This is a genomic window from Desulfuromonas versatilis (assembly GCF_019704135.1).
GTDB lineage: Bacteria > Desulfobacterota > Desulfuromonadia > Desulfuromonadales > NIT-T3 > Desulfuromonas_A > Desulfuromonas_A versatilis.
Map to the genome: position 1 here is coordinate 2,165,884 of NZ_AP024355.1, position 26,194 is coordinate 2,192,077.

28 protein-coding genes and 1 riboswitch are annotated in these 26,194 nt (G+C 62.3%); of the genes, 26 read left to right on the forward strand and 2 right to left on the reverse strand.

Translation table 11 applies throughout. From position 1 onward, the window contains the following. The first annotated feature begins 155 nt into the window (after positions 1-155). The 15 genes from nusA (at position 156) to DESUT3_RS09730 (ending at position 13,844) form a co-directional block, all read left to right on the forward strand. Complete coding sequence (gene nusA, locus DESUT3_RS09660) at positions 156-1,448, forward strand: transcription termination factor NusA (RefSeq protein WP_221252273.1); 1,293 nt, start codon at positions 156-158, stop codon at positions 1,446-1,448. A 6-nt stretch (positions 1,449-1,454) separates the two neighbouring features. Continuing rightward, on the forward strand, positions 1,455-2,051 hold the full coding sequence (locus DESUT3_RS09665) for a DUF448 domain-containing protein (RefSeq protein WP_221252274.1): 597 nt from the start codon (positions 1,455-1,457) through the stop codon (positions 2,049-2,051). Continuing rightward, entirely contained in the window at positions 2,051-4,801 is a 2,751-nt protein-coding gene (infB, locus tag DESUT3_RS09670; RefSeq protein ID WP_221252275.1) for a translation initiation factor IF-2, read from the forward strand. The genes DESUT3_RS09665 and infB overlap by 1 nt, the downstream gene beginning before the upstream one ends. A gap of 15 nt (positions 4,802-4,816) precedes the next feature. Then, complete coding sequence (locus DESUT3_RS09675) at positions 4,817-5,104, forward strand: DUF503 domain-containing protein (RefSeq protein WP_221252276.1); 288 nt, start codon at positions 4,817-4,819, stop codon at positions 5,102-5,104. Positions 5,105-5,115: 11 nt separating this feature from the next. Next, the gene (locus tag DESUT3_RS09680; RefSeq protein ID WP_221252277.1) at positions 5,116-5,493 is read left to right on the forward strand and encodes a ribosome-binding factor A; all 378 of its coding nucleotides are present in this window, start codon (positions 5,116-5,118) and stop codon (positions 5,491-5,493) included. Beyond that, positions 5,465-6,415: a DHH family phosphoesterase gene (locus DESUT3_RS09685; protein WP_221252278.1), complete on the forward strand. Its 951-nt coding sequence runs from the start codon at positions 5,465-5,467 to the stop codon at positions 6,413-6,415. The genes DESUT3_RS09680 and DESUT3_RS09685 overlap by 29 nt, the downstream gene beginning before the upstream one ends. A 6-nt stretch (positions 6,416-6,421) precedes the next feature. Further along, complete coding sequence (gene truB, locus DESUT3_RS09690) at positions 6,422-7,333, forward strand: tRNA pseudouridine(55) synthase TruB (protein WP_221252279.1); 912 nt, start codon at positions 6,422-6,424, stop codon at positions 7,331-7,333. Positions 7,334-7,445: 112 nt separating this feature from the next. Further along, on the forward strand, positions 7,446-7,712 hold the full coding sequence (gene rpsO, locus DESUT3_RS09695) for a 30S ribosomal protein S15 (protein WP_221252280.1): 267 nt from the start codon (positions 7,446-7,448) through the stop codon (positions 7,710-7,712). Between the two features lie 225 nt (positions 7,713-7,937). Next, positions 7,938-10,037, forward strand: a complete 2,100-nt coding sequence (gene pnp / locus DESUT3_RS09700; protein ID WP_221252281.1) for a polyribonucleotide nucleotidyltransferase — start codon at positions 7,938-7,940, stop codon at positions 10,035-10,037. Positions 10,038-10,051: 14 nt separating this feature from the next. Continuing rightward, positions 10,052-11,311 (forward strand): M16 family metallopeptidase, encoded by a 1,260-nt coding sequence (locus tag DESUT3_RS09705; protein WP_221252282.1) that lies wholly within the window; start codon positions 10,052-10,054, stop codon positions 11,309-11,311. Between the two features lie 130 nt (positions 11,312-11,441). Continuing rightward, a complete protein-coding gene (dut, locus tag DESUT3_RS09710) occupies positions 11,442-11,894 on the forward strand; it encodes a dUTP diphosphatase (protein ID WP_221252283.1) in 453 nt (150 codons plus the stop codon). 4 nt (positions 11,895-11,898) lie between these two features. Further along, a complete protein-coding gene (locus DESUT3_RS09715; protein WP_221252284.1) occupies positions 11,899-12,171 on the forward strand; it encodes a YbeD family protein in 273 nt (90 codons plus the stop codon). Between the two features lie 212 nt (positions 12,172-12,383). After that, the gene (locus DESUT3_RS09720) at positions 12,384-12,998 is read left to right on the forward strand and encodes an L-threonylcarbamoyladenylate synthase (protein ID WP_221252285.1); all 615 of its coding nucleotides are present in this window, start codon (positions 12,384-12,386) and stop codon (positions 12,996-12,998) included. Beyond that, a complete protein-coding gene (locus DESUT3_RS09725) occupies positions 12,988-13,428 on the forward strand; it encodes a S41 family peptidase (protein ID WP_221252286.1) in 441 nt (146 codons plus the stop codon). The genes DESUT3_RS09720 and DESUT3_RS09725 overlap by 11 nt, the downstream gene beginning before the upstream one ends. A gap of 23 nt (positions 13,429-13,451) precedes the next feature. Then, the gene (locus DESUT3_RS09730) at positions 13,452-13,844 is read left to right on the forward strand and encodes a hypothetical protein (protein WP_221252287.1); all 393 of its coding nucleotides are present in this window, start codon (positions 13,452-13,454) and stop codon (positions 13,842-13,844) included. A gap of 40 nt (positions 13,845-13,884) precedes the next feature. Here the strand turns inward: DESUT3_RS09730 and DESUT3_RS09735 are convergent, their stop codons facing one another. Beyond that, positions 13,885-14,199 (reverse strand): cytochrome-c peroxidase, encoded by a 315-nt coding sequence (locus DESUT3_RS09735; RefSeq protein WP_221252288.1) that lies wholly within the window; start codon positions 14,197-14,199, stop codon positions 13,885-13,887. A 135-nt stretch (positions 14,200-14,334) separates the two neighbouring features. Further along, a complete protein-coding gene (locus DESUT3_RS09740; RefSeq protein WP_221252289.1) occupies positions 14,335-15,468 on the reverse strand; it encodes an OmpA family protein in 1,134 nt (377 codons plus the stop codon). A 422-nt stretch (positions 15,469-15,890) separates the two neighbouring features. On the opposite strand from DESUT3_RS09740, the gene DESUT3_RS09745 reads away from it, so the two are divergent. From DESUT3_RS09745 to DESUT3_RS09790, 11 genes are all read left to right on the forward strand, one after another. Then, positions 15,891-16,451 carry a four helix bundle suffix domain-containing protein gene (locus DESUT3_RS09745; RefSeq protein WP_221252290.1) on the forward strand — a complete coding sequence of 187 codons (561 nt, stop codon included), beginning with the start codon at positions 15,891-15,893 and terminating at the stop codon, positions 16,449-16,451. A gap of 140 nt (positions 16,452-16,591) precedes the next feature. Next, positions 16,592-16,891 (forward strand): nucleotidyltransferase family protein, encoded by a 300-nt coding sequence (locus DESUT3_RS09750; protein ID WP_221252291.1) that lies wholly within the window; start codon positions 16,592-16,594, stop codon positions 16,889-16,891. Between the two features lie 174 nt (positions 16,892-17,065). Then, positions 17,066-17,145: riboswitch (cyclic di-GMP riboswitch) on the forward strand. An 84-nt stretch (positions 17,146-17,229) separates the two neighbouring features. Further along, positions 17,230-17,430, forward strand: coding sequence for a hypothetical protein (locus DESUT3_RS09755; RefSeq protein WP_221252292.1), 201 nt, complete (start codon positions 17,230-17,232; stop codon positions 17,428-17,430). A gap of 9 nt (positions 17,431-17,439) precedes the next feature. Continuing rightward, positions 17,440-18,198 (forward strand): HNH endonuclease, encoded by a 759-nt coding sequence (locus DESUT3_RS09760; protein WP_221252293.1) that lies wholly within the window; start codon positions 17,440-17,442, stop codon positions 18,196-18,198. A 15-nt stretch (positions 18,199-18,213) separates the two neighbouring features. Then, positions 18,214-18,630: a (deoxy)nucleoside triphosphate pyrophosphohydrolase gene (locus DESUT3_RS09765; protein ID WP_404827041.1), complete on the forward strand. Its 417-nt coding sequence runs from the start codon at positions 18,214-18,216 to the stop codon at positions 18,628-18,630. Beyond that, on the forward strand, positions 18,627-21,755 hold the full coding sequence (locus DESUT3_RS09770) for a DUF3427 domain-containing protein (RefSeq protein ID WP_221252295.1): 3,129 nt from the start codon (positions 18,627-18,629) through the stop codon (positions 21,753-21,755). The genes DESUT3_RS09765 and DESUT3_RS09770 overlap by 4 nt, the downstream gene beginning before the upstream one ends. 167 nt (positions 21,756-21,922) lie before the next feature. Beyond that, positions 21,923-22,936 (forward strand): hypothetical protein, encoded by a 1,014-nt coding sequence (locus DESUT3_RS21380; protein ID WP_221252296.1) that lies wholly within the window; start codon positions 21,923-21,925, stop codon positions 22,934-22,936. A 48-nt stretch (positions 22,937-22,984) separates the two neighbouring features. Then, positions 22,985-23,149, forward strand: coding sequence for a PIN domain-containing protein (locus DESUT3_RS21310; RefSeq protein ID WP_404827043.1), 165 nt, complete (start codon positions 22,985-22,987; stop codon positions 23,147-23,149). Between the two features lie 13 nt (positions 23,150-23,162). Next, positions 23,163-23,420, forward strand: coding sequence for a FitA-like ribbon-helix-helix domain-containing protein (locus DESUT3_RS09780; RefSeq protein ID WP_221252297.1), 258 nt, complete (start codon positions 23,163-23,165; stop codon positions 23,418-23,420). A gap of 658 nt (positions 23,421-24,078) precedes the next feature. Beyond that, positions 24,079-24,426 carry an MmcQ/YjbR family DNA-binding protein gene (locus tag DESUT3_RS09785; RefSeq protein ID WP_221252298.1) on the forward strand — a complete coding sequence of 116 codons (348 nt, stop codon included), beginning with the start codon at positions 24,079-24,081 and terminating at the stop codon, positions 24,424-24,426. 143 nt (positions 24,427-24,569) lie between these two features. Then, on the forward strand, positions 24,570-26,129 hold the full coding sequence (locus tag DESUT3_RS09790; RefSeq protein ID WP_221252299.1) for a restriction endonuclease: 1,560 nt from the start codon (positions 24,570-24,572) through the stop codon (positions 26,127-26,129). Positions 26,130-26,194 lie beyond the last annotated feature (65 nt).

Below are 26,194 nucleotides of genomic sequence, written 5' to 3' on the forward strand. Positions count from 1 at the left end.
GGGCCAGGCAGGCGAATTCACCGCCGCCTCAAGTATCGTCCAGCAGCCTCCCTGCATTTGCGATATTGAAGTACGCTTCTACTGATAAAAAAGATTCCACGAACCCGGCTGGGCTCGGTCTCATCCGCAGCGACGGGTTATAGGGGGTAACAGGCATGGTAGTCAATCTGAATCACATCATCGACCAGGTTGTAAAAGACAAGGGGATCGACCGGGCTGTTCTGGTCGAGGCCCTCGAGTCGGCGGTGCTTTCTGCCGCCAACAAGAAATACCGCAACACCCGCGACCTCGAAGCTCACTACAACGAGGAAAGTGGCGAGGTTGAGGTTTTCGAGTTTGTCACCGTGGTCGATGAGGTTGTTGATTCCTACAAGGAGATCGACCTTCAGGAGGCCAAGGAAATCGACCCCGAGGTGGAGATCGGCGACTCGCTCGGCATGAAGTTGGATGCCAGCAATTTCAGCCGGATCGCCGCTCAGACGGCCAAGCAGGTGATCATCCAGAAGGTCCGCGAGGCCGAGCGCGAGGGGGTATTCAACGAGTTCAAGGATCGGGTCGGCGAACTGGTCAACGGCATCGTGCGCCGCTACGAGCGCGGCGATCTCATCGTCGACCTGGGCCGCGCCGAGGCCCTGCTGCCGCACCGGGAGCAGGTTCCCCGCGAGAACTACCGCCAAGGGGACCGGGTTCGCGCCTATGTCTCCGAGGTCAAGATGGCCCCCAAGGGTCCGCAGATCATCCTTTCCCGGACTCACCCCGGCGTGGTCGCCGCGCTTTTCCACTTCGAGGTCCCGGAAATCGCCGAGGGGATCGTGGAAATCAAATCCGTGGCCCGCGAACCCGGCAGCCGGGCCAAGATCGCGGTGGTCTCCCATGACCCCGACGTCGATCCGGTGGGTGCCTGCGTCGGCATGCGCGGCTCGCGCGTGCAGAATGTGGTCTCCGAGCTGCGCGGGGAGAAGATCGATATCATCCCCTGGACCCCGGACATCGCCCGGTTTGCCTGCTCGGCCCTTTCCCCCGCCGAGGTTACCCGGGTCTACGTGGACAACGACGAGCAGGCCATGGAGATCATCGTCCCCGACGACCAGCTCTCCCTGGCCATCGGCAAGAAGGGTCAGAACGTGAGGCTCGCCGCCAAGCTGACCGGCTGGAAGATCGATATCAAGAGCGAAACCCGGGCCGCCGAGGCCGAACTCGAGGAGCTTCGCGGTGAGGCTGCCGCCGAGGCGGCCGAGGAGAGCGCCGCCGGTGATGCCGTCGAGCTGGCCGAGCGCCACACCCGCGACGAGCTTTACGAGATGGCCAAGGAGCGCAACATCGCCGGGCGCAGCAGCATGACCAAGGAAGAGCTCGCCCAGCACCTGGTCGTGGCCGAGGTCGAAGGGGCCGAAGGCGGTGAAGCGGTCGAGGAAGAGGCCGGCAGCGGAGAAGAAGGCCAGGAGTAGTCCGGGTTGTCCTCTGCGGGAAGAAATCCTCAGCGAACCTGTCTCGGTTGCCGCGGCAGCTTCGACCAGGACACCCTGGTCCGGTTCGTGGTGTCGCCCCAGGGCGAGCTGCTTGCCGACTACCGCGGGCGGCTGCCCGGCCGTGGCGCCTATACCTGCCTGAGCGGCAAATGCATCCGCGATGCGGTCAAGCGCCGGCAGTTCGAACGGGCCTTCAAGGTACCGGTCAGGGTTCCCGCCGCTGATGAACTGGTCGCCGCTCTGGGCGGGCAGGTACGCGAGAGGGTGTGGAACCTGCTCGGCATGGCCCGAAAGTCCGGTGGTGTCGTGTCCGGGAGCAGCGCCGTGCTGGCGGAATTGGGCCACGCAGGCAAGCTGGCGCTGGTGTTGATGGCCTGCGACATCTCCGAGGCGATGGCCGGCAAGGTGAAGAGCAAGGCCAACGCGGCCGGCCTGCCGGTGTGGCGCCTCTTCGACAAGGACCTTTTCGGGCAGATCCTGGGCAAGGGCGAACGCAGCGTGGTCGCCCTGCGACCGGGGAAACTTGCCGAGAGTATAAGACACGAGCTGTTACGCTTTGAGCATATTGCAGGGGAGAATTGATGGGAAAGACACGGGTTTACGAACTGGCGCAGAAACTTGGGCTGGAGAACAAGGAACTGCTCGAGAAACTGAGCGAAGCAGGCATTGACGCCAAGAGCCACATGAGCGTTCTCGAGGAAGAAGACCTCCAGAAATTCGAATCCGCCACCGCGGCACCGCCGGTGGAGGAGATCGTCGAAAAGCGGATCACCCCCGGGATCATTCGCCGCCGGCGTAAGGAGGTTCCGGCCGCCGAGGCCAGCGAAACGGCGGAAATGGAGGCCGAGGCCGAAGAGGCCGAGAAGCCCGCTTCCGTGGAGAAGCCCGCGCCGGTTAAAGCCCCGGAGGTCGTGCGGCCTCCCGCTGCCGAGGTCCAGGCCGAGGAAGAGCAGAAGCAGGAGGAGGCTCCCGCCGTCAAGCCTGCTAAGCCTACCGAGCCTGCTAAGCCTGCCGAGCCGGTCGTTGCCGCCAAAGAGGCTGCGCCCGTCGAGGAAAAACCCGTGGCTCCGGCCCCTGCCGCCGAAAAGCCCGCCGCAAAGCCGGTGGAAAAACCCAAGGAAAAAGTCGAAGCCGCCCCCCCCGCGGCCAAAACCGAAAAGCCGGTGGTTCGGGCCACCGCCTCGCGCGCCAAGATCCTCGGCCGGGTGGAGCTGCCCCAGGCTGCCCCTGCCCAGCCCCAGCGGCGCAGCGAACCCCCCCGGCGCGAAGGACCCGGCCGCCCCAGGCCCGACGAGCGCGGCCCCGCCCGTCCGGCACCGCGGCGCCCCGCCCCGGCGGCGGCTCCGGCTCCCGGCGGCGAGGAAGTGTTTCCCGCCAAGGAAGCCCGCGGCGGCAAGAAGAGAAAGAAAGGCAAGGGCGCCGATTATTCCGAGGAGCGCTCCGACGCCCCGCGCAAGGGCAAGAACCGCGAGGTCTTCGAGCCCGACCGCAGCGGCAAGTTCCGCAAGCCGCGCAAGGGCGCCAAGGTCGCCAAGAAGACCGAGGTGACCGTCTCCAAGGCCATCAAACGCATCATCCGCATCAGCGACGTGATCACCGTGGGCGAACTCGCCAAGCGCATGGGCGTCAAGGCCAATGAGCTGATCCGCGAACTGATGCGCCAGGGGTCCATGGTCACCATCAACCATCCCCTGGATTTCGAGACCGCCGCCATTCTCGCCTCCGAGTTCCACTACGAGGTCGAAAACGTGGCCTTCGACGAGGAGACCGTGCTGGCCCATGCCGGGGAGAAGCTCGGCGAAGAGGCCAAGACCGGGGATCTCAAGCCCAGGCCGCCGGTGGTTACCATCATGGGCCACGTCGACCACGGCAAAACCAGCCTGCTCGACGCGATCCGCGCGGCCAACGTCACCGCCGGCGAGGCCGGGGGGATCACCCAGCACATCGGCGCCTATGACGTGGAGCTGGACGGGCGGAAGATCACCTTCCTCGACACCCCGGGCCACGAAGCCTTCACCGCCATGCGTGCCCGCGGCGCCAAGGTCACCGACATCGTCATCCTCGTGGTGGCCGCCGACGACGGCGTCATGCCCCAGACCAAGGAGGCGATCAACCACTCCAAGGCCGCCGGGGTGCCGATCATCATCGCGGTCAACAAGATCGACAAGCCCGAGGCCAACCCCGAGCGGGTCAAGCAGGAGCTCACCGAGTTCGAGCTGGTCCCCGAAGAGTGGGGCGGCGAGACCATCTTCGTCGAAGTCTCGGCCAAGAAGCAGACCAATCTCGACCAGCTGCTGGAGATGATCCTGCTGCAGGCCGAGGTCATGGAACTCAAGGCCGACCCAGACAAGCGCGGCAAAGGGACCATCGTCGAGGCCCGCCTCGACAAGGGGCGCGGCCCCGTGGCCACCGTCCTGGTCCAGGAAGGGACTCTCAAGATCGGCGATCCCATCGTCTCCGGGGTTCATTTCGGCCGGGTGCGGACCATGACCGATGACCGCGGCAGCCGGGTCGAGGCGGCCGGGCCGTCGATGCCCGTGGAGGTCACCGGCCTCAGCGGGGTGCCCGACGCCGGCGAGATGTTCCACGCCGTCGAGGACGAGAAGGTCGCCAAGGACGTCGCTCAGCATCGCCAGCAGAAGCTGCGCGAGGCCGAACTGGCCAAGACCAGCAAGATCTCCCTCGAGCAGCTCTACGCCCGGATCAAGGAAGGCGACGTCAAGGAGCTCAAGGTCATCGTCAAGGGCGACGTGCAGGGCTCGGTCGAGGCGGTCAAGGACGCCCTGCTCAAGCTCTCCACCGACGCCTGCCGCCTGGTGGTCATCCATACCGGGGTCGGCGGCATCATCGAAAGCGACGTCACCCTGGCGGCGGCCTCCGATGCCATCGTCCTGGGCTTCAACGTCCGCCCCGAGCCCAAGGCCAGCACCCTGGCCGAGAACGAAGGGGTCGACATCCGGATGTACAACATCATCTACGACGCCGTCGCCGACGTCCGCGATGCCATGGAGGGCCTGCTGGCGCCGACCCTGCGCGAAAAATACCTCGGCCGGGTCGAAGTCCGCGAGACCTTCCAGGTCTCCAAGGTCGGCACCATCGCCGGGTGCTACGTGGTGGACGGCAAGATCCTGCGCGGCGCCCAGGTGCGCCTGGTACGCGACAACGTCGTGGTCTGGGAGGGCAAGCTGAGCTCGCTCAAGCGCTTCAAGGACGACGTCCGCGAGGTGGCCACCGGCTACGAGTGCGGGATCGGCCTCGAGGGGTACAATGATATCAAGGTCGGAGACATCATCGAGGTCTTCGAAATGGAGTCGGTCAAGACGACTCTCTAACCGGGGGAACCCGCCATGGTGGTCGGCGTGCTGCGTCTCGAACTGTTCCTGCCCGCGCCGCAGAACCTGAAGGAGAAGCGGGCCGTGGTGCGCAAGATCCTCGGCCGCTGCCGGGAGCGGTTCCCGGTCTCCTGCGCCGAGACCGGCATGCATGATCTCTGGCAGCGGGCCGAGCTCGGCTACTCCATGGTCGGCCAGAGCGAAGGCGACTGCCACAGCGTCTTCGCTCGCATCGAACAAGAGATCGATCGCATCGGGCTGGCCCAGGTCAGTGATCACTACGTGGAGTTTCTCCACTTCTGAGGATAGAGTTTTTGGAATTTCTGCGTTCACATCGCGTTGGCGAACAGATCCACAAGGAAATCTCCGCGCTGCTGGTGCGGGGCCTCAAGGACCCGCGCATCGGCTTCGTGACCATCACCGCCGTGGAAGTCACCCCTGACCTGCACCTGGCCAGGGTATATTACTCCGTGCTGGGCGACGACAAGTCCCGGGCCGCCACCCAGAAGGGGCTGGAAAGCTCCATTCCCTACATCCGCCGGGAGATCGGCAAGCACCTGCGGATGAAATACACTCCGGATCTGATGTTCAAGTTCGATACCTCCCTGGAGTACGGCAACCGGATCGAGTCCCTGCTGCGGGACATCCACGAGAAGAGTAGTGATGATCAAGGCGATTCTGAAAAAGATTGACTCGGGCCGGCGCTTCCTGGTGGCCTCGCACGAAAGCCCCGACGGCGACGCCATGGCCTCGACCCTTGCGCTGACCAACCTGCTGCGCGAAATGGGCAAGGAGGTGGTCGCCTTCAATCGGGACGGGGTCCCCGAGTCGTTCCGCTTTCTCCCCGGGGCCGCGACGGTGGTCAGCAGCCTGGCCGGCGAAGCCCCCTTCGACGCGGGTTTCGTGCTTGACGCCGGGGAGCTGCGCCGCGCCGGCAACGAGCTGAAGCCGCTCTGCCGCAGCCTGGTGAACATCGACCATCACCCCCATTCGGAAGACTTCGGGGAAATCTACTACGTCGATGAAAACGCCAGCGCCACCGGCATCATGATCTACCGCATCGCCCGGGAGGGAGGGCTTGCCATCAGCCCGGCGGTTGCGCTTTGCGTTTACACGGCTATTCTTTCCGATACGGGTTCCTTCAGATACTCCAACGCCGACCCCGAGGCCTTTCGGGTGGCCGGAGAGATGATCGACCTCGGCGTCGACCCCTGGAGCGTGGCTTCGGGGCTGTACGAGAGCCAGTCGGAAAAACGGCTGCAGTTGCTGGGCGAAGCCCTGAACACCCTGACCATCTCCCCCTGCCGCCTCTACGCCTCGGTCAGCGTCACCAGCGAAATGCTGGTGCGCACCGGAGCCACCGCCGAGCACACCGACGGCTTCGTCAACTACCCCAGGTCGATCAGCGGGGTCGAGGTGGCGCTGTTTTTCCGCCAGGTCGGCCCGGCCGCCTACAAGGTCGGTTTCCGCTCCAAGGGCAAGGTCGACGTCGGTTCCCTGGCCCGGGCCCTGGGCGGCGGAGGTCATCACAACGCCGCCGGCGCCGTGGTCGAGGGGGAACTCGACCATGTACGCGCCACGGTCTTTGCCCGGCTGGATGCTCTTTTAAAATAGTCGCGCATGGACGGCCTGCTGATTGTCGACAAGCCGCGGGGGATCACCTCCCACGACGTGGTGCGCCAGGTGCGCCGGGCGCTCAAGACCCGCAAGGTGGGCCACGCCGGCACCCTCGATCCGCTGGCCACCGGGCTTTTGCTGGTCGCCGTGGGCGAAGGGACCCGGGTGCTGCAGTTTCTCATGGAGGGGGACAAGACCTACCGGGCCCGGCTCAAGCTCGGTGAAACCACCGACACCCAGGATTCCGACGGGAAGGTCATCGAGCAGCGCCCCTGGCAGGGGATCGGCCCGCAGGACGTGGAGCGGGCCTGTGCGAGTTTCCGCGGCGAGATCCGGCAGGTTCCGCCCATGTACTCGGCGCTGAAGAAGGATGGCGTCCCCCTGTACCGCCTGGCCCGCCAGGGGATCGAAATCGAGCGCGAGGAGCGTCCGGTCACCATCCATCGGCTGGAGATTCTGCAGGTGGAGTTGCCCGCCGTGGCCATCGAGGTCGACTGTTCCAAGGGGACCTATATCCGGACCCTGGTACACGACATCGGCCAGGCCCTGGGCTGCGGGGCGCACCTGACCGAGCTGCGCCGCACCCGCAGCGGCCTGTTCTCCATCGAACGGGCCCTCACCCTCGAGCAGCTCGCCGAGGGGGTGGAGCTGGCCGGGCATCCCGCCTGGCTGAGCCTGGGGGAGGCCCTGGGGGAATACCCTGCGGTGCAACTCGTCGAGGAGGCCTGCCGGCGCCTGCGCAACGGCATTCCCCCCGCGCTGGACGAGGTCCGCGGCGGCGAAAACTGTCGCCCCGGCGAACGGGCGCTGCTCTACGAGGGGCCAAGGCTGCTGGCCATCGCCAGTTTCGAGCCTGGCCGCGAGCTTGAGCAGCGCGGAGATTTTCGCCTGCTGAGGGTGTTCAACCGGGGTTGATAGCTGCGCATAAGCTCTTTACACCCGGGGTTATTTGTGATAGAAGGTCCAAGCTTTCAAACCCGAAACCAGGAAATTTCTTGGGATAATTTGTAGAAAAGGAGGTGGCACAGTGCTGGCCACAGAAAAGAAGCAGGAAATCATCGAACGTTTCAAGAAGCATGAAGGGGACACCGGTTCTCCCGAGGTGCAGATCGCTCTGCTCTCCGAGCGGATCACCTACCTGACCGAACACTTCCGCACCCACAAGAAGGATCACCACTCCCGTCGCGGGCTGCTCAAGATCGTCGGTCAACGTCGGCGTCTGCTGGATTACCTGAAGAGCAAGGATGTACAACGCTACCAGGTGATCATCAAGGAACTGGGTATCCGCAGGTAATACAGGGCAGCAGGCTCTTCAGATCACGGGAGGGCCGCTGCCTTTCGTTTTTGGAGCGAATGGCTTGGAGGTTGTCCGGAGAGAGGGTCCGATACACCGCTCGGGGGTGTGCGGGGTCTGTCTCAGGCCATCCTCCTTTCGCCATTTTTTTGTAGTAAAACAAACCATTGCAAAAGATGGGACGGGCAGGCGTCAGCCGCTGCCCGGACCGACAAGGAGAACATCATGGCATATCACAAGGTTGAAGTAGAATTCAACGGCCAACCCCTGATCATCGAAACCGGCAAGATGGCCCGCCAGGCCGACGGCGCCACCGTCGTCAGCTACGGTGGCACCAAGGTGCTGTGCACCGCCGTATCCTCCCGCAAAATGCGCGAAGGGCAGGACTTCTTCCCCCTGACCGTCAACTACCAGGAAAAATTCTACGCCGGCGGCAAGATCCCCGGCTCGTTCTTCCGCCGCGAGCGCGGCGCCAGCGAGCGCGAGACCCTGGTCTGCCGGCTCATCGACCGCCCCATGCGGCCGCTGTTCCCCAAGGGCTACCTGTTCGAAACCCAGATCATGCCCACGGTCATCTCGATCGACTTCGTCAATGACCCCGACACCCTGGCCATGGTCGCCGCCTCGGCCGCCGTGGTGGTTTCCGATATCCCCTTCGCCGGGCCCATCGCCGCGGTGCGCGTCGGCCGCGTCGAGGGGCAGCTGATCGCCAACCCCACCCGCGAGCAGATGACCCAGAGCGACATCGAAATCGTCGTCGCCGGTTCCCGGGACGCGATCATGATGGTCGAAGGTGAGTCGGACCTGGTCTCCGAGGACGACATGCTCGAAGCCATCTTCTTCGGCCACCAGTCGCTGCAGCCGCTGATCGACGTGCAGCTCAAGCTGCAGGAGCTGGTCGGGCAGGCCAAGCGCGAGTTCATCGTCCCCGAGGTCGATGCCGCTCTGGAGAAACGGGTGGTCGAGCTGGCCGAGCAGCGCCTGGCCGAAGCCAACAAGATCCGCACCAAGCAGGAGCGCTACGCCGCGGTCGACCAGATCAAGGCCGAAGTGAAGGAGGCCCTGGCCGAAGAGTTCGAGGGACGCGAAGGGGAAATCTCCGCCATCCTCGGCTCCATCGCCAAGCGGGTGGTGCGCCAGATGGTCATCAAGGACAAGGTGCGCATCGACGGCCGCGACACCCGCACCGTGCGCCCCATCACCTCCGAAGTCGGGCTGCTGCCCCGCGCTCACGGCAGCGCCCTGTTCACCCGCGGCGAGACCCAGGCCCTGGTGGCCGTCGCCCTGGGCACCACCCAGGACGAGCAGCGCATGGACAACGTGCAGGGGATGGAGTTCAAGAAATTCCTCCTGCACTACAACTTCCCCCCGTTCTGCGTGGGCGAAACCAGCATGCGCCTGTTCCCCGGCCGCCGCGAGATCGGCCACGGCTACCTCGCCGAGCGCTCCATCGCCAAGGTGCTGCCCAAGCATGACGATTTCCCCTACACCATCCGCGTGGTCTCCGACATCCTCGAGTCCAACGGCTCCTCCTCCATGGCCAGCGTCTGCGGCTCGAGCCTCTCGCTGATGGACGCCGGGGTGCCGATCACCGAGCCCGTCGCCGGCATCGCCATGGGCCTGATCAAGGAAGGCGACGACGTCGCGGTGCTCTCCGACATCCTCGGCGATGAGGACCACCTGGGCGACATGGACTTCAAGGTCACCGGTACCGCCGCCGGCGTCACCGCCCTGCAGATGGACATCAAGATCTCCGGGGTCAACCGCGAGATCATGAAGCAGGCCCTGGAGCAGGCCCGCGAGGGGCGCATCCACATCCTGGGCAAGATGGCCGAGGCGATCGACAAGCCCCGCCCCGACCTGGCCCCCCACGCGCCGCGCATCACCACCATCTACGTCAAACCCGACCAGGTGCGCACCGTCATCGGCTCCGGCGGCAAGAACATCCGCGGCATCATCGAGGCCACCGGCTGCACCATCGACATCGAGGACGACGGCCGCATCAACATCGCCTCCATCGAGGGGACCGCGGCCAAGTTGGCCATCAAGATGATCCGCGACCTGACCCAGGAAGCCGAGGTCGGCAAGCTCTACATGGGCACTGTCAGGAAGATCATGGAATTCGGCGCTTTTGTCGAGATCTTCCCCGGCACCGACGGCCTGGTGCACATCTCCGAGCTCGACAAGGAGCGCGTGCGCAACGTCACCGACGTACTGAATGAAGGCGACAAGGTCCTGGTCAAGTGCCTGGGGATCGACAAGCAGGGCAAGATTAAGCTCTCCCGCAAGGAAGCCCTTGGCCTGAGCCTCCCCGAGGAGGGCTGAACGCCGCTGGGAGGATGATCCGGAAGTCTACCCTCGATAACGGCATACGGGTCGTGACCGAACAGGTTGCCGGGGTTCACTCGGCAACCGTCGGCGCGTGGGTCGAAACCGGCTCGCGCCACGAAACCCCTGAGCAGAACGGCATATCCCACTTCGTGGAGCATATGCTGTTCAAGGGGACCGAACGGCGCAGCGCCAAGGATATCGCCCGGGAGATCGATTCGGTCGGTGGAGTGCTCAATGCCTTCACCGGCCGCGAGTTCAGCTGCTACTACGCCAAGGTGCTCTCGCCGCGGCTGCCGCTGGCCATCGACCTGCTGGCCGATATCGCCCTCCATTCGCTCTTCGACCTCGACGAGTTGGAGAAGGAGCGCAAGGTCATCCTCCAGGAAATCTACATGGTGGAGGATGCGCCCGAGGACCTGGTTCACGACCTGTTCACCCAGAACTTCTGGCCGGGGCACCCCCTGGGGCGCCCCATCCTCGGCTCCCGGGAGTCGGTGGGCAGCCTCTCCCGGGGCGACCTGGTGCGCTTCGTCGAGCAGCGCTACCGGGGCGGTAACATCCTGATCTGCGCCGCCGGCGAGCTGGAGCACGAGAGGGTTCTCGAGCAGGTCGGCGAGTTCTTTGCCGGCCTCGGCGGCGGGGTCGCCCCCGGTCTGACCCAGGCCCCGGTCTGCCAGCGCGGGGTCGATATCATCGAAAAGGACCTCGAGCAGGTCCACCTCTGCCTGGGCAGCAGCGCCCTGCCCCAGAACCACCCCGACCGCTTCGCCCTGCACCTGCTCAACAACATCCTTGGCGGCAGCATGAGCTCGCGGCTGTTCCAGTCCATCCGCGAGGACCTGGGGCTCGCCTATTCCACCTACAGCTACCTGAACTGCCACTCGGACACCGGATCGCTGGTGCTTTACGCCGGCACCTCCCCCGAGGAGGCGCGCAGCGTGCTGCACCTGATGCTCAAGGAACTGCGGCGGCTGACGACCGAGCTGGTCTCCGAGCAGGAGTTGCAGGCCACCCAGGAGCAGCTCAAGGGGCACCTGCTGCTCTCCCTGGAGAGCACCGACAACCGGATGACCCGGCTGGCCAGAAACGAGCTCTATCTGGGCAAGAACCCGCCGCTGCGCGAGGTGGTCCAGGGGTTCGAAAAGGTCACCCGGGAGGACATCCTGCGCCTGGGCCAGTCCCTGTTCCGGGACGAGCAGCTGCACCTGCAGGTGGTCGGCAAGCTGCCCCAGGCGGATATTACTCCGTTGGATTTGACTGTGGGGTGAGGAGTGAGGGGGAAGTCAAGGGACCAAAAGGACTCCAGGGACTTAAAGGACGCCAGATTTTCCCTGTGGCTCTGAATTTAAAGCATTTCCTGCCTGCCTGGGGCGGGTGGATTTCTGGGTTTGTTAAATCATGGACGCGATCAGGATCGACATTAAAAAACTTCGCCCCGCGGCCCTGCTGCCGCGCTACATGACCGAGCTGGCGGCCGGCATGGACCTGTTTGCCTGCCTGGAGAATCCCATCGTCCTCGCGGCCGGCGAGCGGGTGCTGGTTCCGACGGGAATCGCCCTGGCCATCCCGGCCGGTTTCGAAGGCCAGGTCCGGCCCCGCTCCGGGCTGGCGCTCAGGCAGGGGGTGACCCTGGTCAACTCGCCCGGGACCATCGACGCGGATTACCGCGGCGAGGTCGGGGTGATCGTCATCAATCACGGCTCCGAGCCCGTCACCATCAGCTCCGGAGACCGCATCGCCCAGCTGGTGATCGCGCCGGTGCGCCGCGCCCTGCTCGCCGAGGTCGAGTCTCTCGACGCCACCGCCCGCGAGGGCGGGGGGTTCGGCCACACCGGGGTCAACGGGGGCTGAGGCCATGGCGGATACCCCGACCGAGCAGCTGCAGATGGAATTCCCCTGCGATTTCGCCTTCAAGGCCTTCGGCCCCAACGGCCCGGAGTTCGCCGAGCGGGTCCGACAAGCCGTGGCCGGCACCGTCGATGTCAGCATGGACGCGCTCAAGGTGCGCCCCAGCAGCCAAGGCAAGTACCAGTGCGTGACCGTCCTGGTGCTGCTGCACAGCAAGCAACAGCTGCACGCCATCTACGCCGCGCTGCGCAAGGTCGAGGGCCTGGTCTACCTGGTCTGAGGCCGCCGCGGCCAGGGCGGGTGCTCCGTTGGGCAGCGCCTGCCGAAAAAATCCCACCTCAGCCCGTCTCCAGCTCTCCATCGATACCGTGAACAGTTCCAAAAATTCCAGGATTATTGTATACTCCTGAGGTGTTGGCCCGCTTCGGGGCCTTATCCATTGAGTCAGAGCGACCGGTCAACGGCGCCGATGTCCAGAGAGGGAGTCAGTCCATGCTGCTGTCCATCAATCCCGATAATCCCCAACCCCGCCTGATCAAGCGGATTGTCGAGTGCCTCAAGCAGGGGGGGGTGATTGCCTACCCCACCGATACCACCTACGGCATCGGCTGCGACATTTTCAACAAGAAGGGGGTCAAAAAGATCTACCAGATCAAGCAGCGCGACCCGCGCAAGCCCTTCTCCTTCATCTGCTCGGATCTTTCGGATGTGGCCAACTATGCGCAGGTGAGCAACTTCGCCTTCAAGATCATGAAGCGCCACCTGCCCGGCCCCTACACCTTCGTGCTGGAGGCGACCCGGGTGGTGCCCGACCTGCTGACCACCAAGCAGAAGACGGTCGGCATCCGCATCCCGCAGAACCCCATCGCTCTGGCCATCGTCCAGGAACTCGGCCACCCGCTGGTCACCACCAGCGCCAACATCTCCGGCGAGGAATCCATCGGCGACCCCCAGGAGATCGAAAACTCCCTGGGGCGGATGCTCGACTACGTGGTGGACGGCGGAATCCTCATGGGGGACCCCTCCACGGTGATCAGCCTGATTGACGACCAGATCGAGGTGCTGCGCCAGGGCAGCGGCGATACCTCCTGGATCCATGGCTCCTGAACCCGGCATCCGCCGCCGGGCGGCCGGCCGGAGCCGGTCGCTGCTGCTTGGCTGGCTGGTGGGCGCCGCCCTCGCGCTGAGCGGCGTTACGGCGGCATTTGGCGGGGAGTTCGGCGGGGTGGGGCTGCAGGTGGTTCCCACGGTGCGCGGCGAACTGGTGGTGCTCAACGTGCTGCCCGGCAGCTCCGCCGCGCTGGCCGGGCTCAAGCCCGGCGACCTGATCCTGCGGGTGGACGATTTTCCCCTCGAGGGGAGCGACTTCTCCGAGGTGGTCTCCCGCTACCTGTGGGGCGAGGTGGGGACCAGCCTGGTTCTGGATTACCTGCGCCCCGGCGAGGCCGGCTTCCGCTCGGCCAGGCTGCGCCGCGAGCCGCTCTCCGGCGAACCGGCGGCCCTGCCCGGGGTCAAGACGCTTCAGCCCCAACCCTGACCAACCCTCAGCAGGAGACTGTTTTGAGCGCCAAAAACATTTCCGTGGTCTTCTACGGCCGTCGCTTCCTGAAACAGGACTGGAACTACGAAATTGACGAGCAGGCCTTTGCCGAGTTCTTCGCCAGGCTGCGCGAGGAGTTCGCCGGTTTCGACATCCAGCTCGACCACCAGCGCGAGGAAGACCTGGTGCTCGATGTCAAGGGCTACGGCGACCTGCTCAACTGCGTGCGCATCCGCTCGCCCCGCGACGGCTTCGGCAACCTCTGCCTGGGCCACATCATCGGCGCCAGCCCCAACCGCGACCTGTTCGAGGACATCCGCCGCGGCGTCAGCCGGGTTGCCTTCGCCCCCGAGACCGTCGAACCCGAGGGGAGCAACAAGGTGGTCTGCCACAATTGCGGCTGCGGCTGCTGAGGGCGGACCCCCCGGTCCAGCCTTTCGGGGCCCGGCGCCCTTACTTTCCGGGCAGGCTGCGCAGGTAGAGCAGCATCGATTCCAGCTCCTGCGACTGGGGGGCGAGCATCTCGCCCTTGAGAGCGTCGCGGATGCAGAAGTTGATCATCTCCATGAGCATCCCGTCGTCGTAGGCCGAAATCTCCTCCAGGCCCTTCCCCCCGGGGTGGCAGCTCGAACAGCTCTTGCCGTTGCTCCCCAGCCCCTGCCATTCGTAGAGCTTTTTGCCCAATTCCACATTCGGCGACTCCACCGCCCAGCTCCAGGACGCTGCGGCGAGCAGCATGGCCGCGCTCAGCAGGATCGATTTTTTCATGGTTCCCTCCTAGTTTGTGCCTGATTTCACCCCTTAAACCCCGGCATTATACCGGAAAACAGCGCTGATCCCAAACGGAGATAAAAAAAAAGGGCCGGCCGCTGGCGGCCGACCCTGATTCGCGGGGCTGGGTTGTTACTTGTCCGGCTGAATCTCGGTGCTGCAGATGAACTCCACCCGGCGGTTTTTCTGCCGGCCGTCCTTGGTCTTGTTGCTGGCCACCGGGCGGGTCTCGCCGTAGCCGCGGGGGAAGAGCAGGCCGGGGCTGATGCCGAAGTTTTTCACCAGGTAGTCCTTGAGCGCCTGGGCCCGGCGCATGGAGAGCCCCTTGTTGTACTCGGGGCTGCCGGTGTTGTCGGTGTGGCCGGCGACCAGGATCTTCACCTGGGGGTAGCGCTTGATGAACTCCGCCGCCTTGGCGATCTCCTTGCGGTACTGGGCGCGGATGTCGGATTTGTCGAAGTCGAACTCGATCTGCAGGGTGTACTTGACGGCGCAGCCGTCAGCGTCGACGATCGACCCGCGGATGGTGTCCGGACACTTGTCGCGGTCGTCGAGCACCCCGTCGCCGTCGGCGTCGCCGATCACCGGGGCGCCCTCGCCGTAGAAGACGTCCCTGGCGAACTGGGCCATGGCCGGCTCCGCGGCCAGCGAGTTGCCGTCGGCCACCACCGTGCAGTCGGAGATGGCGCGCAGCTTCTCGATGATCTGCTTGCCGTTGTCCTCGTCGGCGTAGCTGACCACGTGGATGCAGAGCTGCTTGCCGTAGCGGTTGTAGAGCTCGCTGGCCACCGCCACCGGGTCGGTTCCGGCGTTGTTGTCGCCGTCGGTGAACAGCACCAGGGCGGTGCGGCCGGAAAAGCCGTTGAGGGTGGGCGCCAGGGTCCCCAGGTCGTCACCCAGGCTGGTCTCGCGGCCGAAGATGTAGAAGTCGCTGTCCACCGCCGAAGCCACCGAGGCCAGGGCGCCGGATTTGAAGACCGCCACGGGGCTCAGGGTCTGCTGCGGGGAGGAGAGGGCGACCGAACCCTGGTAGCCCAGCTCGGGGATGGCCTTGTCCAGCCCCTTTACCTGCTCCAGGGCCAGCTCGATCTTTTTCTTGCCGGTCTTGGCGTACTTCTGCGACATCGACCCCGACTGGTCGATGAAGACGATGAAGTTATCGACCTTCTTCACCAGCTCGGCCCGCGCCGCCGCGGGGACCGCCAGGGCCAGAACCAGCGCCGAGACCAGGCAGGGCAGCAGCGCTTTGAAACAACCTTTCATCATTTGTTCTCCTTGAAAAATGGATAAGCAGGATTCAATGGCATGCGAGATGCGGCGAGGGAATCTAGCAGAAACATTACCGGAAGTAAATGGAATGTTTTTCAGTTGGGCAGGGTTTGTTAAGTGGCCGTAATATCAGAGGAAATGGAATTGATTTTAAGGCTTCTGGAGCCTGGCGGGAGGGTTGTCGCCGGGTAACAGGAACTGGACCTTGTCGTTGACATGCCATATCTGTGAGGGTAGTTTAAGATTTTGATCTGATTGATGCCCGGGGGAGCGGTGCTGAGGGGCGGGCGGTTTTTTTTTTTCAGGCACCGAAAGGACTTCAGGGACAGCAGGGATAGCAGGGATAGCAGGGATAGCAGGGATAGCAGTTGGGCCTTGATGTCTTTGCGGTCCTTTTCGTCCTTTGAGGAGGGAGGCTCATGACCACAGGTTTTATTCCGCCCCATGGCGGCTACAGGAATCTGCTTTCCTACCGAAAAGCCGAGATCGTCTATGATGCCACGGTTTATTTCTGCGACAGATTCATCGATCGGCGCAGCCGCACCCATGACCAGATGGTGCAGGCGGCCCGTTCAGGTAAGCAGAACATCATCGAGGGCAGCATGGCTTCCGGCACTTCCAAAGAATTTGAGATCAAACTGACCAATGTGGCGCGGGCCAGCCTTGAAGAATTGTTGGCCGATTATCGCGATTTCCTCCGGACCCGCGGAATGAGTGAATGGACCAGGGACCATCCCTACACCCGACGCCTTCGGGAACTCAACCGGCAGCCGAACGCCGATTTCGAAACTTTTCGGCGGGGCATAGAGAACGACGATCCGGAAATATCCGCCAATGTGATCATCGGCATGATTCGAGTGACCAGTTACCTTCTGGATAAACAGTTGAAACATCTGGAACAGGCGTTTATCAAAGAAGGCGGACTGCGGGAGCGCATGACCAGGGCCCGGATCTACGAAAGAAAGAAAAGCGGGAATTGAATCTGACCCTTTTCATGCTTCGGCGACAGGGGACCTCGTACTTTGGCACGCTTCGGTTTACAGAGTCCCGAAATCGTGCCAGAATATCAGAGTTGATCGATTTTAGTTCCTGAATGCCCTCTTCGACGGGAAAGTTTCTCATGGCGACACAGGACAGAGAGCAGGTTCTTGCATTCCTTCGTGCGCATAAAAACGAACTGCAAACTCGCTTCGGCGTTATCCGTCTCGGGTTGGTCGGCAGTTACGCCCGCGATGAGGCCAGGGACGAAAGCGATATCGATATTGTCGTCAGTCTGAACAGTGACAACACTTTTCGCAGCTTTTTCGGGCTCCTGCATTTCCTTCAGGACAATCTCCAGGCCCGCATCGACCTGGCGACCGAAGCCAGTCTAAAACCCCAAGTCAGGGATTCCATCCTGAAGGACATTCGTTATGTATAAACGCGATATATGAAAAACGTCTGACTCGTTAGGCCATATCGCCCCATCCCCCGTCACTCCTCACCCCTCACTGGTCACTGGTCACTCCTCACTGGCATCTATCCCCGAATTTCCCCTTGACCTTCCGCTCCCGGAGGAGTAGATTCGCGGGTATTAATTTAGAAAAATTTCACCCTGCCGAAAAGGCAAAGCCGGAGTGATCCGGTGACGCAAAGTCAACAGGTCCGAAAGCCGCGGATGGCTGGGCTGCTGAAGGGGGTGAGTGCTGGGGAAGCGAAGATATGACGCACTCATCTTTCTTGTGAAGGTGGGTGTTTTTTTGTTTGGGGCGAGAGGGCATGCTCGAGCATTACCTGAACATTTTCGCGAAGCTCCGCACCGACAAAAACCGCAATCGCTGGTCGGCGCAGATCTGCTTCAGGGCCCCGCACAAACCTTTTCTGCTGCTCTCCGTCATCGATCACATCGCCCAGGGCACCCTTCGCAAAAACTTCATCGCGCCGGGTTTCGGTCTGGCCGAAACCTTCGCCGGCTACTAGTCGCGGACCATGCCCCTGGGGAGCAAGGGGCTTATCGCCTATCCCTTTTACCACCTGGAGAGCGACGGCTTCTGGCAGCTTCTCGCCAAGCCTGGCGCCGAGATCGTGCCGGGGAAGGTCATCAGCTCTCTGAGCCGCTTGCGGGATCTTTACCTGGGCGCTTCTCTGGATGAAGAGCTCTGGGCGCTTCTGCTGCAACGGGAATCGCGGGAGCGATTGCGGGCGGTTCTGATCGGGAGCTATTTCGCCCCCGAGATCGGGGTGATGCTGGCCGAGCAAGGGAGGGTGAACTACGAGGCCAAGAGGTACAGCGACAAGCTGCTTGAGGCTGCCGAGGAGTTGGGCGATTACGCCAAGAAGGTCGGCGGCGGCGAGCATGGCCGCAGGGTGCGCGACCAGGGGTTCCGCAAGGCGATCGTCGGTCTCTACCAGCACCGCTGCGCTCTATGCGGCCTGAGGATGCTAACCCCCGAGGGACATACCGCGGTGGACGCGGCGCACATTCACCCCTGGAGCGAGAGCGGCAACGATCATCCGACCAACGGGCTGGCGCTTTGCCGCCTCTGCCATTGGGGGTTCGACGAGGGGCTGATGAGCGTTGGGCGCAAGTACGAAGTGCTTATCTCCAGCCAGGTTAGGGGTGGGAACAATTTCCCAGGGCATGTTCTGACCCTTTCGGAGCGGGGGATTTTCAGGCCGGAGGAGGGGAGGTTCTGGCCGAGTCAGGAGTGTTTGGCTTGGCATCGGGGGAAGGTTTTGCGGCGGTGAAACCATGAGGGAAGAATTGTGAACGTTCGCAAGCATTTGCACGTCACCTGCGCCATCATCGAACACGACGGCCATGTCCTGGCTGCCCAGCGAAGCGCCGAGATGAGCTTGCCGCTCAAATGGGAATTCCCCGGTGGCAAGATCGATCCGGGGGAGTCACCGGAGGAATGCCTTCGCCGTGAATTAATGGAAGAGATGGCGATTGCGGTGAATGTGGGGAAAAAACTTCCAGCGAGTACTCATCAATATCCCAAATTCGCGGTCACGCTCCATCCGTTTCTCTGCTCCATCGAGTCGGGCGAGATCGTTCTCCACGAACACGCCGCCATTACCTGGCTGCCGCCGGAGGAGCTGCACACGCTGGACTGGGCCGAAGCCGATTTACCCATTATCGAAGCATATCTTGAGGCATACGGGGCAATCGCACGATGAGGGATGTCGCCCAAGGCATATACGAAGAGCTTTTTGATGAGTTTCTTCGCGATGCCCTGGCCCGGCATCCGGAGCTCAGAACCGTTTTCGGCAAGCTCGACCCTGAAGAGGAGCCGACGCGCTACGCCGCCTTTGTCGCCAGGGTCATCGAGCAGGCCCTGCGGCTGGAAACCGACTCGGCCACCCGCCTTGAGCTGTGTAATCAACTGATCGCGTTGATAGCCGGCAGGGAAAGAGCCTCGCACTTAGCCGGCCGGCAACTCCTTCCCGCCGAAAAATCTCTCCTCCTCGAAATCACCCCAGCCCATTACGCCCGCCAGGGCATGCCTCGCCCCAAGACGCCACTGGCCGAAAGCAGCCTCTTCACCGGCTCCCCCAAGGAACCCCAGCTTGTCCACGAATTGCAGGCCGAAATGCGCTCCGCCGACGGGGTGGACATCCTGGTGTCGTTCATCAAGTGGACCGGCTTGCGTCTGCTGATGCCGGCTTTTGAGGAACTGCGCGGACGCAACGTGCCGGTGCGGGTCATCACCACCTCCTACATGGGCGCTTCGGATGCTACGGCGGTGGAATGGCTGGCCCGGCTCCCCAATGTCCAAGTGCGGGTCTCCTATGACACGGACCGGACCCGGCTGCACGCCAAGGCCTACCATTTCCAACGGCATAGCGGCTTTTCGACCGCCTACATCGGCTCGGCCAACATGTCGCAGGCGGCGATCACCAGCGGCCTGGAGTGGAACCTCAAGGTGACCGCCCAGGACATGCCGCACATTCTGGAGAAATTCGCCGCCGAATTCGAGACCTACTGGAACAGCCGGGAGTTTGTCCCTTTCGATCCGGATCAGCCTGAGCCGCTGCGGGAAGCGATTCGGCGGGCCAGCCAGCGGGGGACCGCGATCCCCACCGTCTTCTTCGATCTTCGCCCCCATCCCTTTCAGGAGCGCATTCTTGATGCTCTGGAAGCCGAGCGCAAGGCCCATGGGCACTGGCGAAACTTGGTGATTGCCGCCACCGGTACCGGCAAGACGGTGGTGGCGGCTTTTGATTATCGGCGTTTTTACGAGGAGAGGAGAGGGCAGGCCCGATTGCTCTTCGTCGCCCACCGGCGCGAGATTCTGGAGCAGTCCGTTGCCACCTTCCGCAATGTGTTGCGCCGCGCCGACTTCGGTGAGCTCCTCGTCGGGCCGTATCAGGCCGAGCGCCTGGATCATCTTTTTTGCTCCGTGGACATGCTGCGCAGCCGCCAGCTCTGGCAGCAGGTGGGGGCGGATTTCTACGATTACATCGTCATCGACGAAGCCCATCACGGCACCGCCGACAGCTACCGCCCCATCTTCGACCGCTTTCAGCCGCAGATCCTCCTCGGCCTGACCGCCACGCCCGAGCGCATGGACGGCCAAAGCGTAGCCGCCGATTTCGCCAACCGCTTCGCTGCCGAGATTCGACTCCCGGAAGCGCTGGAAGAGAAACTCCTCTGCCCCTTCCACTACTTCGGCGTGGCCGACCCAGTCGCCCTGGATGCCGACCACTTCTGGCGCAATGGCCGGTACGATGTCCAAGCGCTGGAGAACGTCTATACCGGCACCCATGCCCTGGCCGAGCAGCGACTGCGCGTTGTCACCGAAGCGCTCCTGCGCTATGAACCCGACCTGTCCCTGGTGCGGGGGATCGGCTTCTGTGTCTCTGTTGAGCATGCCCGCTTCATGGCCGAACGGTTCACCCGACAGGGGATCGCCTCGGCGGCCCTCGTCGGCGCGACGGGGAACGAGCAGCGGACAGAACTCCTGCGGGATTTCCGGGAGGGGCGGCTGACCTTCATCTTCGCCTGCGACGTCTTCAACGAAGGTCTCGATGTGCCGGAGGTCAACACGGTCCTCTTCCTGAGGCCGACCGAGAGCCTGACAGTCTTCCTTCAGCAACTCGGGCGTGGGCTGCGCCATGCGCCGGGGAAGGAGTGTCTGACCGTCCTCGACTTCGTCGGGCAAGCGCACCGGCGCTACCGCCTCGACAGCAAACTGAAGGCGCTTTTGCCGAAAACTCGCTTCGCTATCGACCGCGAGGTGGAGCTCGATTTCCCTCATCTTCCCGCCGGTTGCTCCATCCAGCTCGACCGCCTTGCTCGGGACGTCGTCCTCACCAACATCCGCGAGAATTTAAAAAATCTCAAGCTGCAGATTCCGGAAAGGCTACAGACTTTCGAGCAGGAGGCAAAGCAACCGCTGACCTTTGGTAATTTCGTGCGCTATCACGATTACGAGCCGGAAACGCTGGTGGTGCGGGAAACCTGGTCGCAGTGGAAAGCCCGGGCCAGACTCGAAACGCCACCCAACGACCCTGACCTCGCCCAGCTTAAGCCGGCCCTGGTGCGTGCCGCCGGGATGACTGGTCCGCGGGAAATCGTCCGGCTCCGGCGCGTCCTCGGACAGCTCCGACAGTCGAACGTCCCGGGGGCGCTGGCCGAGGCAGGGGAAGCGGCCCTGCCGATCCATTACCGGCTTTGGGGGAAACCCGGCTCCGATCGTGGGATCGCCAGCCTCGATGAATCCTTCTCCCGGCTTTCCGCGAACCCCTCTATCCTTAAAGACCTGGACGAAGTGTTGGCCTGGGCCGATGACGAAACCCGCATCACCGGCGACCTTGCCGATTTGCCTTTTTCCTGCCCCCTGGAACTCCATGCCCAATACGGCAGCGTCGATATTCTGGCGGCCCTGGGAATGGCAAACCTTGAATCCGCCGGGCAGAGAGGGGTGGGGGTGGTCCACTGCCGGGAGCTCAGGGCTTATGTCCTGCTCGTCACCGTCCAGAAGACGGAGCGGGAATTTTCGCCGAGTACGATGTACGCCGACTACCCGATCAGCCGGGAGCTGCTGCACTGGGAATCCCAGTCCAATACGACCCAAGCGAGCGAGGCAGGGCAGAACTTGATTAACCATGCGCAGCGGGGCTATACGATTTTGGTGTTTGCCCGGGATGTAAAGAAGAGGAACGGGGTGACGGTGCCGTTTACCTACCTCGGCCCGGCTGAGCGGGTCAGCTTTGAGGGGGAGAGGCCGATCAAGATGGTTTGGCGGTTGCGGCATGCGATGCCGGCGGAGATGTTTGAGGGGAATCGGAGGGGTGGGTGAGAGCTCCGAAGACGGAATTGAAGAACGACTTGAGGAAATAAATCTGTCCCCTTTTCCTTTTCCCTTCCAAACTCGCTGAGGCAAAGCATTGCCCTTCTCATCAATTTACTGAAGGGGTAGGGGGGCAGTCAGGCATTGAATTTCTGAAATGAAAGGGAGGGTTTGTTGTGAGCGAAATTGCCTTTGCCCCTTTTTACGAGCGGTGGGCCGCCAAGCCCGGTATTGGTGCCGTCGGCAAGCTGATATTGGCTGGCTGCGTAGCTCTGGCGTTCTTTCTGCCCTATTACGGCCGCGTCGGCGCCGCGGCGCTGTCAAACTGGTCCTGGCTGCTGGCTGTTTTGATCTTTTGCGCCCTGTTATTTCTCTTTTATGCAACGGCGACCTTGCGCCACCTCTTCCCCATCTGGCAGGTGCATATCGAGAAGGGTAATGCCGCCGCCTTCCTGGTTCCGCTGAACAGATACCTGTGTGATCGGAACTTTTTTCTGGCGGGGTTCTTTTTCGGCGGCGCCAACCTGACAATGGGGGTTCTTTTCGGCATCGACATGAGCGATCCGGTCGCCGCATCGCTGTTGCTGTTTGGCTATTTCATCGCCGGATTCGTTTGCGGTTTGCCGGCCATGGGCATCTTGGGTGTGGTGGCTACCTTTCGAAAATTCACCGAATCCAACACGCTCAAACTTGACTACACCGCGCCGGACCGGTGCGGCGGACTGTCTTTTTTTGGGGTGGCCCTGGTCAAGTTCAGTATCGTGACTCTTCTCGCGGGCATTTTGATCGCCAGCTACATCCTTCTGGCCGAGTGGTCCCACGCCGGCAATCCCTGGGTGCAGTTGCTTATGTGGGGCTGGATTCTTTTCCCCTTCCTGCTATCCCTGCTGGTCCTTGTCGTTCCGGCTTTGGACATCAACCAGATGCTCAGTCGATACCGGCATGTCGAGGAGCAGAAGCTGAAAGACAAATGCTCCGAACTGCGCTGCAGAATCGAGGTGAATGCGGTTGGCGGTGAACTGGAGAGCCTACGGAGCGATTACGATTATCTCTGCCGCCGGCGCGAGGAGGTGCATAACATGCGCACCTGGCCTTTCAGCGCCGGGGCCACCACCTCCTTCGTGGGCGCGTTCCTGTCCAATGTCTTGGTCGCCATTGAATTGGGCAGAAGCCTGTTAAGCAATAACTAAGGGTGAGAACCAAGATCGACAGGAGAGTCAGTCTTGCAAGATTGCAAGTTGAAGGTTGCCGGGGCCGGGATTTTTCAGTCTTATTCCCAAGGGCGACCCATCCCCTCCAATGACCTCTGGATTGCAGCTGCTACCCTGCGGCACGGACTTGCTCTCGCAACCCTTGACGAACACTTCCGGCACATAGACGGCTTGCTGCTGGCCGGCATTTGACAAGGAGTTCACCATGGCCACCATGACCTTGCGCGGCATCGACGAGAAAACCGCCGAAGCCTTGAAACAGAGAGCGCAACAAGAGGGGACCAGCGTCAATGCGGTGACCCTGAGGCTTATCCGAGAATCCCTTGGTCTCGATAAGAAAAAGCGGGTTGTCACCTATAGCGATCTCGGCCACCTTGCCGGCACCTGGAGTAAGGAAGATGCGGCCGAATTCGAGCGCAATACAGCGGTGTTCGAAAAAGTGGACGAAGAACTCTGGAAGTAGTTTCCGACTTCGGGGTTAAGTCCTGCAATTTTAATTCACCCACCAATGGGGAAGTCGCAGCGACAACACCTGCGTCCAAGTCCCTCGTCCAGATTTCCTGTTTTGAAAACCTCTCGAGGACGAGGAGGAAGAATCATGCTCGGCAGTGTGAATTCAATGGGACTGGTTCGGGGGGGTAAGTCGGTGGGTGGACCTGAATGGCGGCAGGGGCGGGGAGCAGGGCGGGCTGGTCGGCAAATTTTTTCCCCGGCCCCAAAAACAACGATGACGGCAAGCGCCGAGGGGTTTTTTCGGAATTTTTTCATTTTCCGAATTTTCAAGCGTTTTATCGACAGGGGTTTTATTTCTGTCGATGACGATATGGGGTCGTCCGCTTTACTTTTTCCTCGTCGGCGTTTCCGTCACCGTTTGTTACTACTCTAGCGCAGCGCCGGGGGAAGTCAAGCAGTGAAATTCAACTATTTTTCAATAGTTTACAAGTTGCTGTAATTCAAAAGGAAAACTTCAAAAATAACCGGAGTTGTTGGATTAAAACCCGATTTTCTGGCCCCCAAGGGACACCCCGGCCAATTTGAATTGTCTGCCCCCTGAGTCTTCAAGTATATTGCTTCAGTCCCGGTAAGTTCACAGCTCCCCCCTGATATCCGAAGTGGTGGAAATGGATTTCACAGCCCTGCGCGCCTATCTGGCCGCCAAACCTGGCGCGGTCGAAGATTTCCCCTTTGACCTGGTGACTCTGGTGTCCAAGGTCGGCGGCAAAATGTTTGCCCTGGTCAGCACCGATGAAGATCCGCTGCGGGTGAACCTCAAGTGTGATCCGCTGAAAGCGGAAATCCTGCGGGAGAGCTATCCCGCGGTGCTGCCCGGTTACCACATGAACAAACGCCACTGGAACACGGTGGTGCTTGATGGCTCGATTCCCGATGAGGATCTGCTGGCGATGATCGATGAATCCTATGCGCTGGTGGTCCAGGGATTGCCGAAGGCCAAACGTCCACCGGTCTGACCCATGCATTTATCGGCGCCTCCTTCTGTATTTTTTTCTTCTTCCCCTTTCCCAGTACCAAAATGGCAGTTCTGAACGAAAGCATCTGTGGCCGAAACAATTCCTGGGGAGCAGGCAAAAGCTTTCTGCGTCCTGGGCTGCGCATGGCTTTTCTGCTGCTCCTTGTGCTGCTGGCCCTCGCGGCACCCACCCATGCGGCCAATGGCTTCCAGGAGACTGCCACCAAGTGGCGGGAGGTTCATGGCAAAGCCAGCCAGTACCGCCTGATCCTGCAGAATATCTATGCCCAGGTCGAATCCCAGGTCGGCCCCGACAAAAGCAAACTCAACAAGGCCTTCGCCAGGCGGCTCAACGCACTATACCCGGAGTCCAATTACTTCGGCGGTGCCTATGGAAGCCTGGCCGTCAATAACTACACCTGGGTGCACTTCGACACGGCGTGGAACATCACCAATCTGCGGCAGCAGTTCGGGGGGCTGCAAAAAAACTACGACTTCCGAAACCAGACCATGGAAGTGGTCAACGGGCCCAACCGCGTCAAGTTCAAGCTCGACCTCAGACAGCCCGAAAAATCCCAGTTCATTACCGCTGAGATCCCGGCCGTCTCTGCCACGGCCCAGGAGATCCGCTCGCAGAAGGGGGGCTGGCAGGCATCTGTTCAACCGCTCAAGGACATCCTCAACGACACCTATGCCCAGCAGATCGCTCTGGGCGATGGCACGCGGATGGATGAACTGGCCGAGCGGATGGTGGAGGATGAGGGCACCCGCCAGTTTGTCCTGAACACCGCTGCGGAGATCTACTCCAATGCCCGGGAAAAATCGCGGGCGCAAACGGGTTTGCCGGGGCTCCTTGGCGAAGCCCTCCACAATACCCAATCGGGGGTCAGGGGATTGACCACCATCAGCGTTTTCAGGTACCTGCCCTGGTATTTCTGGCCGTTTCTCATCCTTCTTGTCGCTGTCAACGTGCTGAACACCGGCACCCGGAGAGCCTCCCGGCCCCGGAAAGCCGCCAGGTTGAAAAAAACCGGCGAGTTCTCCCTGGGGCGCAGGGCCCCTTCGCGAAAGCCCGCCGAGCCCGGCACCTCGCCCGGTCCGGGTCTGGAAAGCCTCGCCGACGAGCCCTTTGAAGACCTGGACCACGACGAATGGAGCCTGCAGCTGCTGAGCTCCCTGGAGTGGAAACGCTTCGAGACGGTCTGTGCCGAGTACCTGCGGCTGATCGGGTTCGCCCCCAAGGAGACCCGGATCGGCGCCGACGGCGGGGTGGACATCTGGGTTTACCGGCAGGGGGTGGAAAAAGCGGTGGGGATCGTCCAGTGCAAGGCCTGGACCACCTACCGGGTGGGCGTCAAGCCGGTCCGGGAACTCTACGGGGTCATGGCCGCGGAAGGGGTCGCGAACGGCAAGTTCATCATCTCGGGGGAGTTTTCCAGCGAAGCGCTGGCCTTTGCCGAGGGCAAACGGCTGGAGCTGATCTCCGGGAAAAGGTTTGTCGCTTCGATCCGCAAGCTGTCTGCGGAAAAGCAGCTGCAACTGCTGAATATCGCCATCGCGGGGGATTATCGCACCCCGACCTGCCCGCAGTGCGGGGTGAAGATGACCTTGCGGCAGGGCAGGGCCTCGGACCGGCAGTTCTGGGGCTGCCCGAAATACCCGCGGTGCAGTGGGACTCTGGTGTACAAGCCCGCGGAGGGGTGAACCGCTGCTCATGCCGCATGCCGAGGGTCAGGCCTGACCCGCAGAGGAGACCTCCCGTACTCACC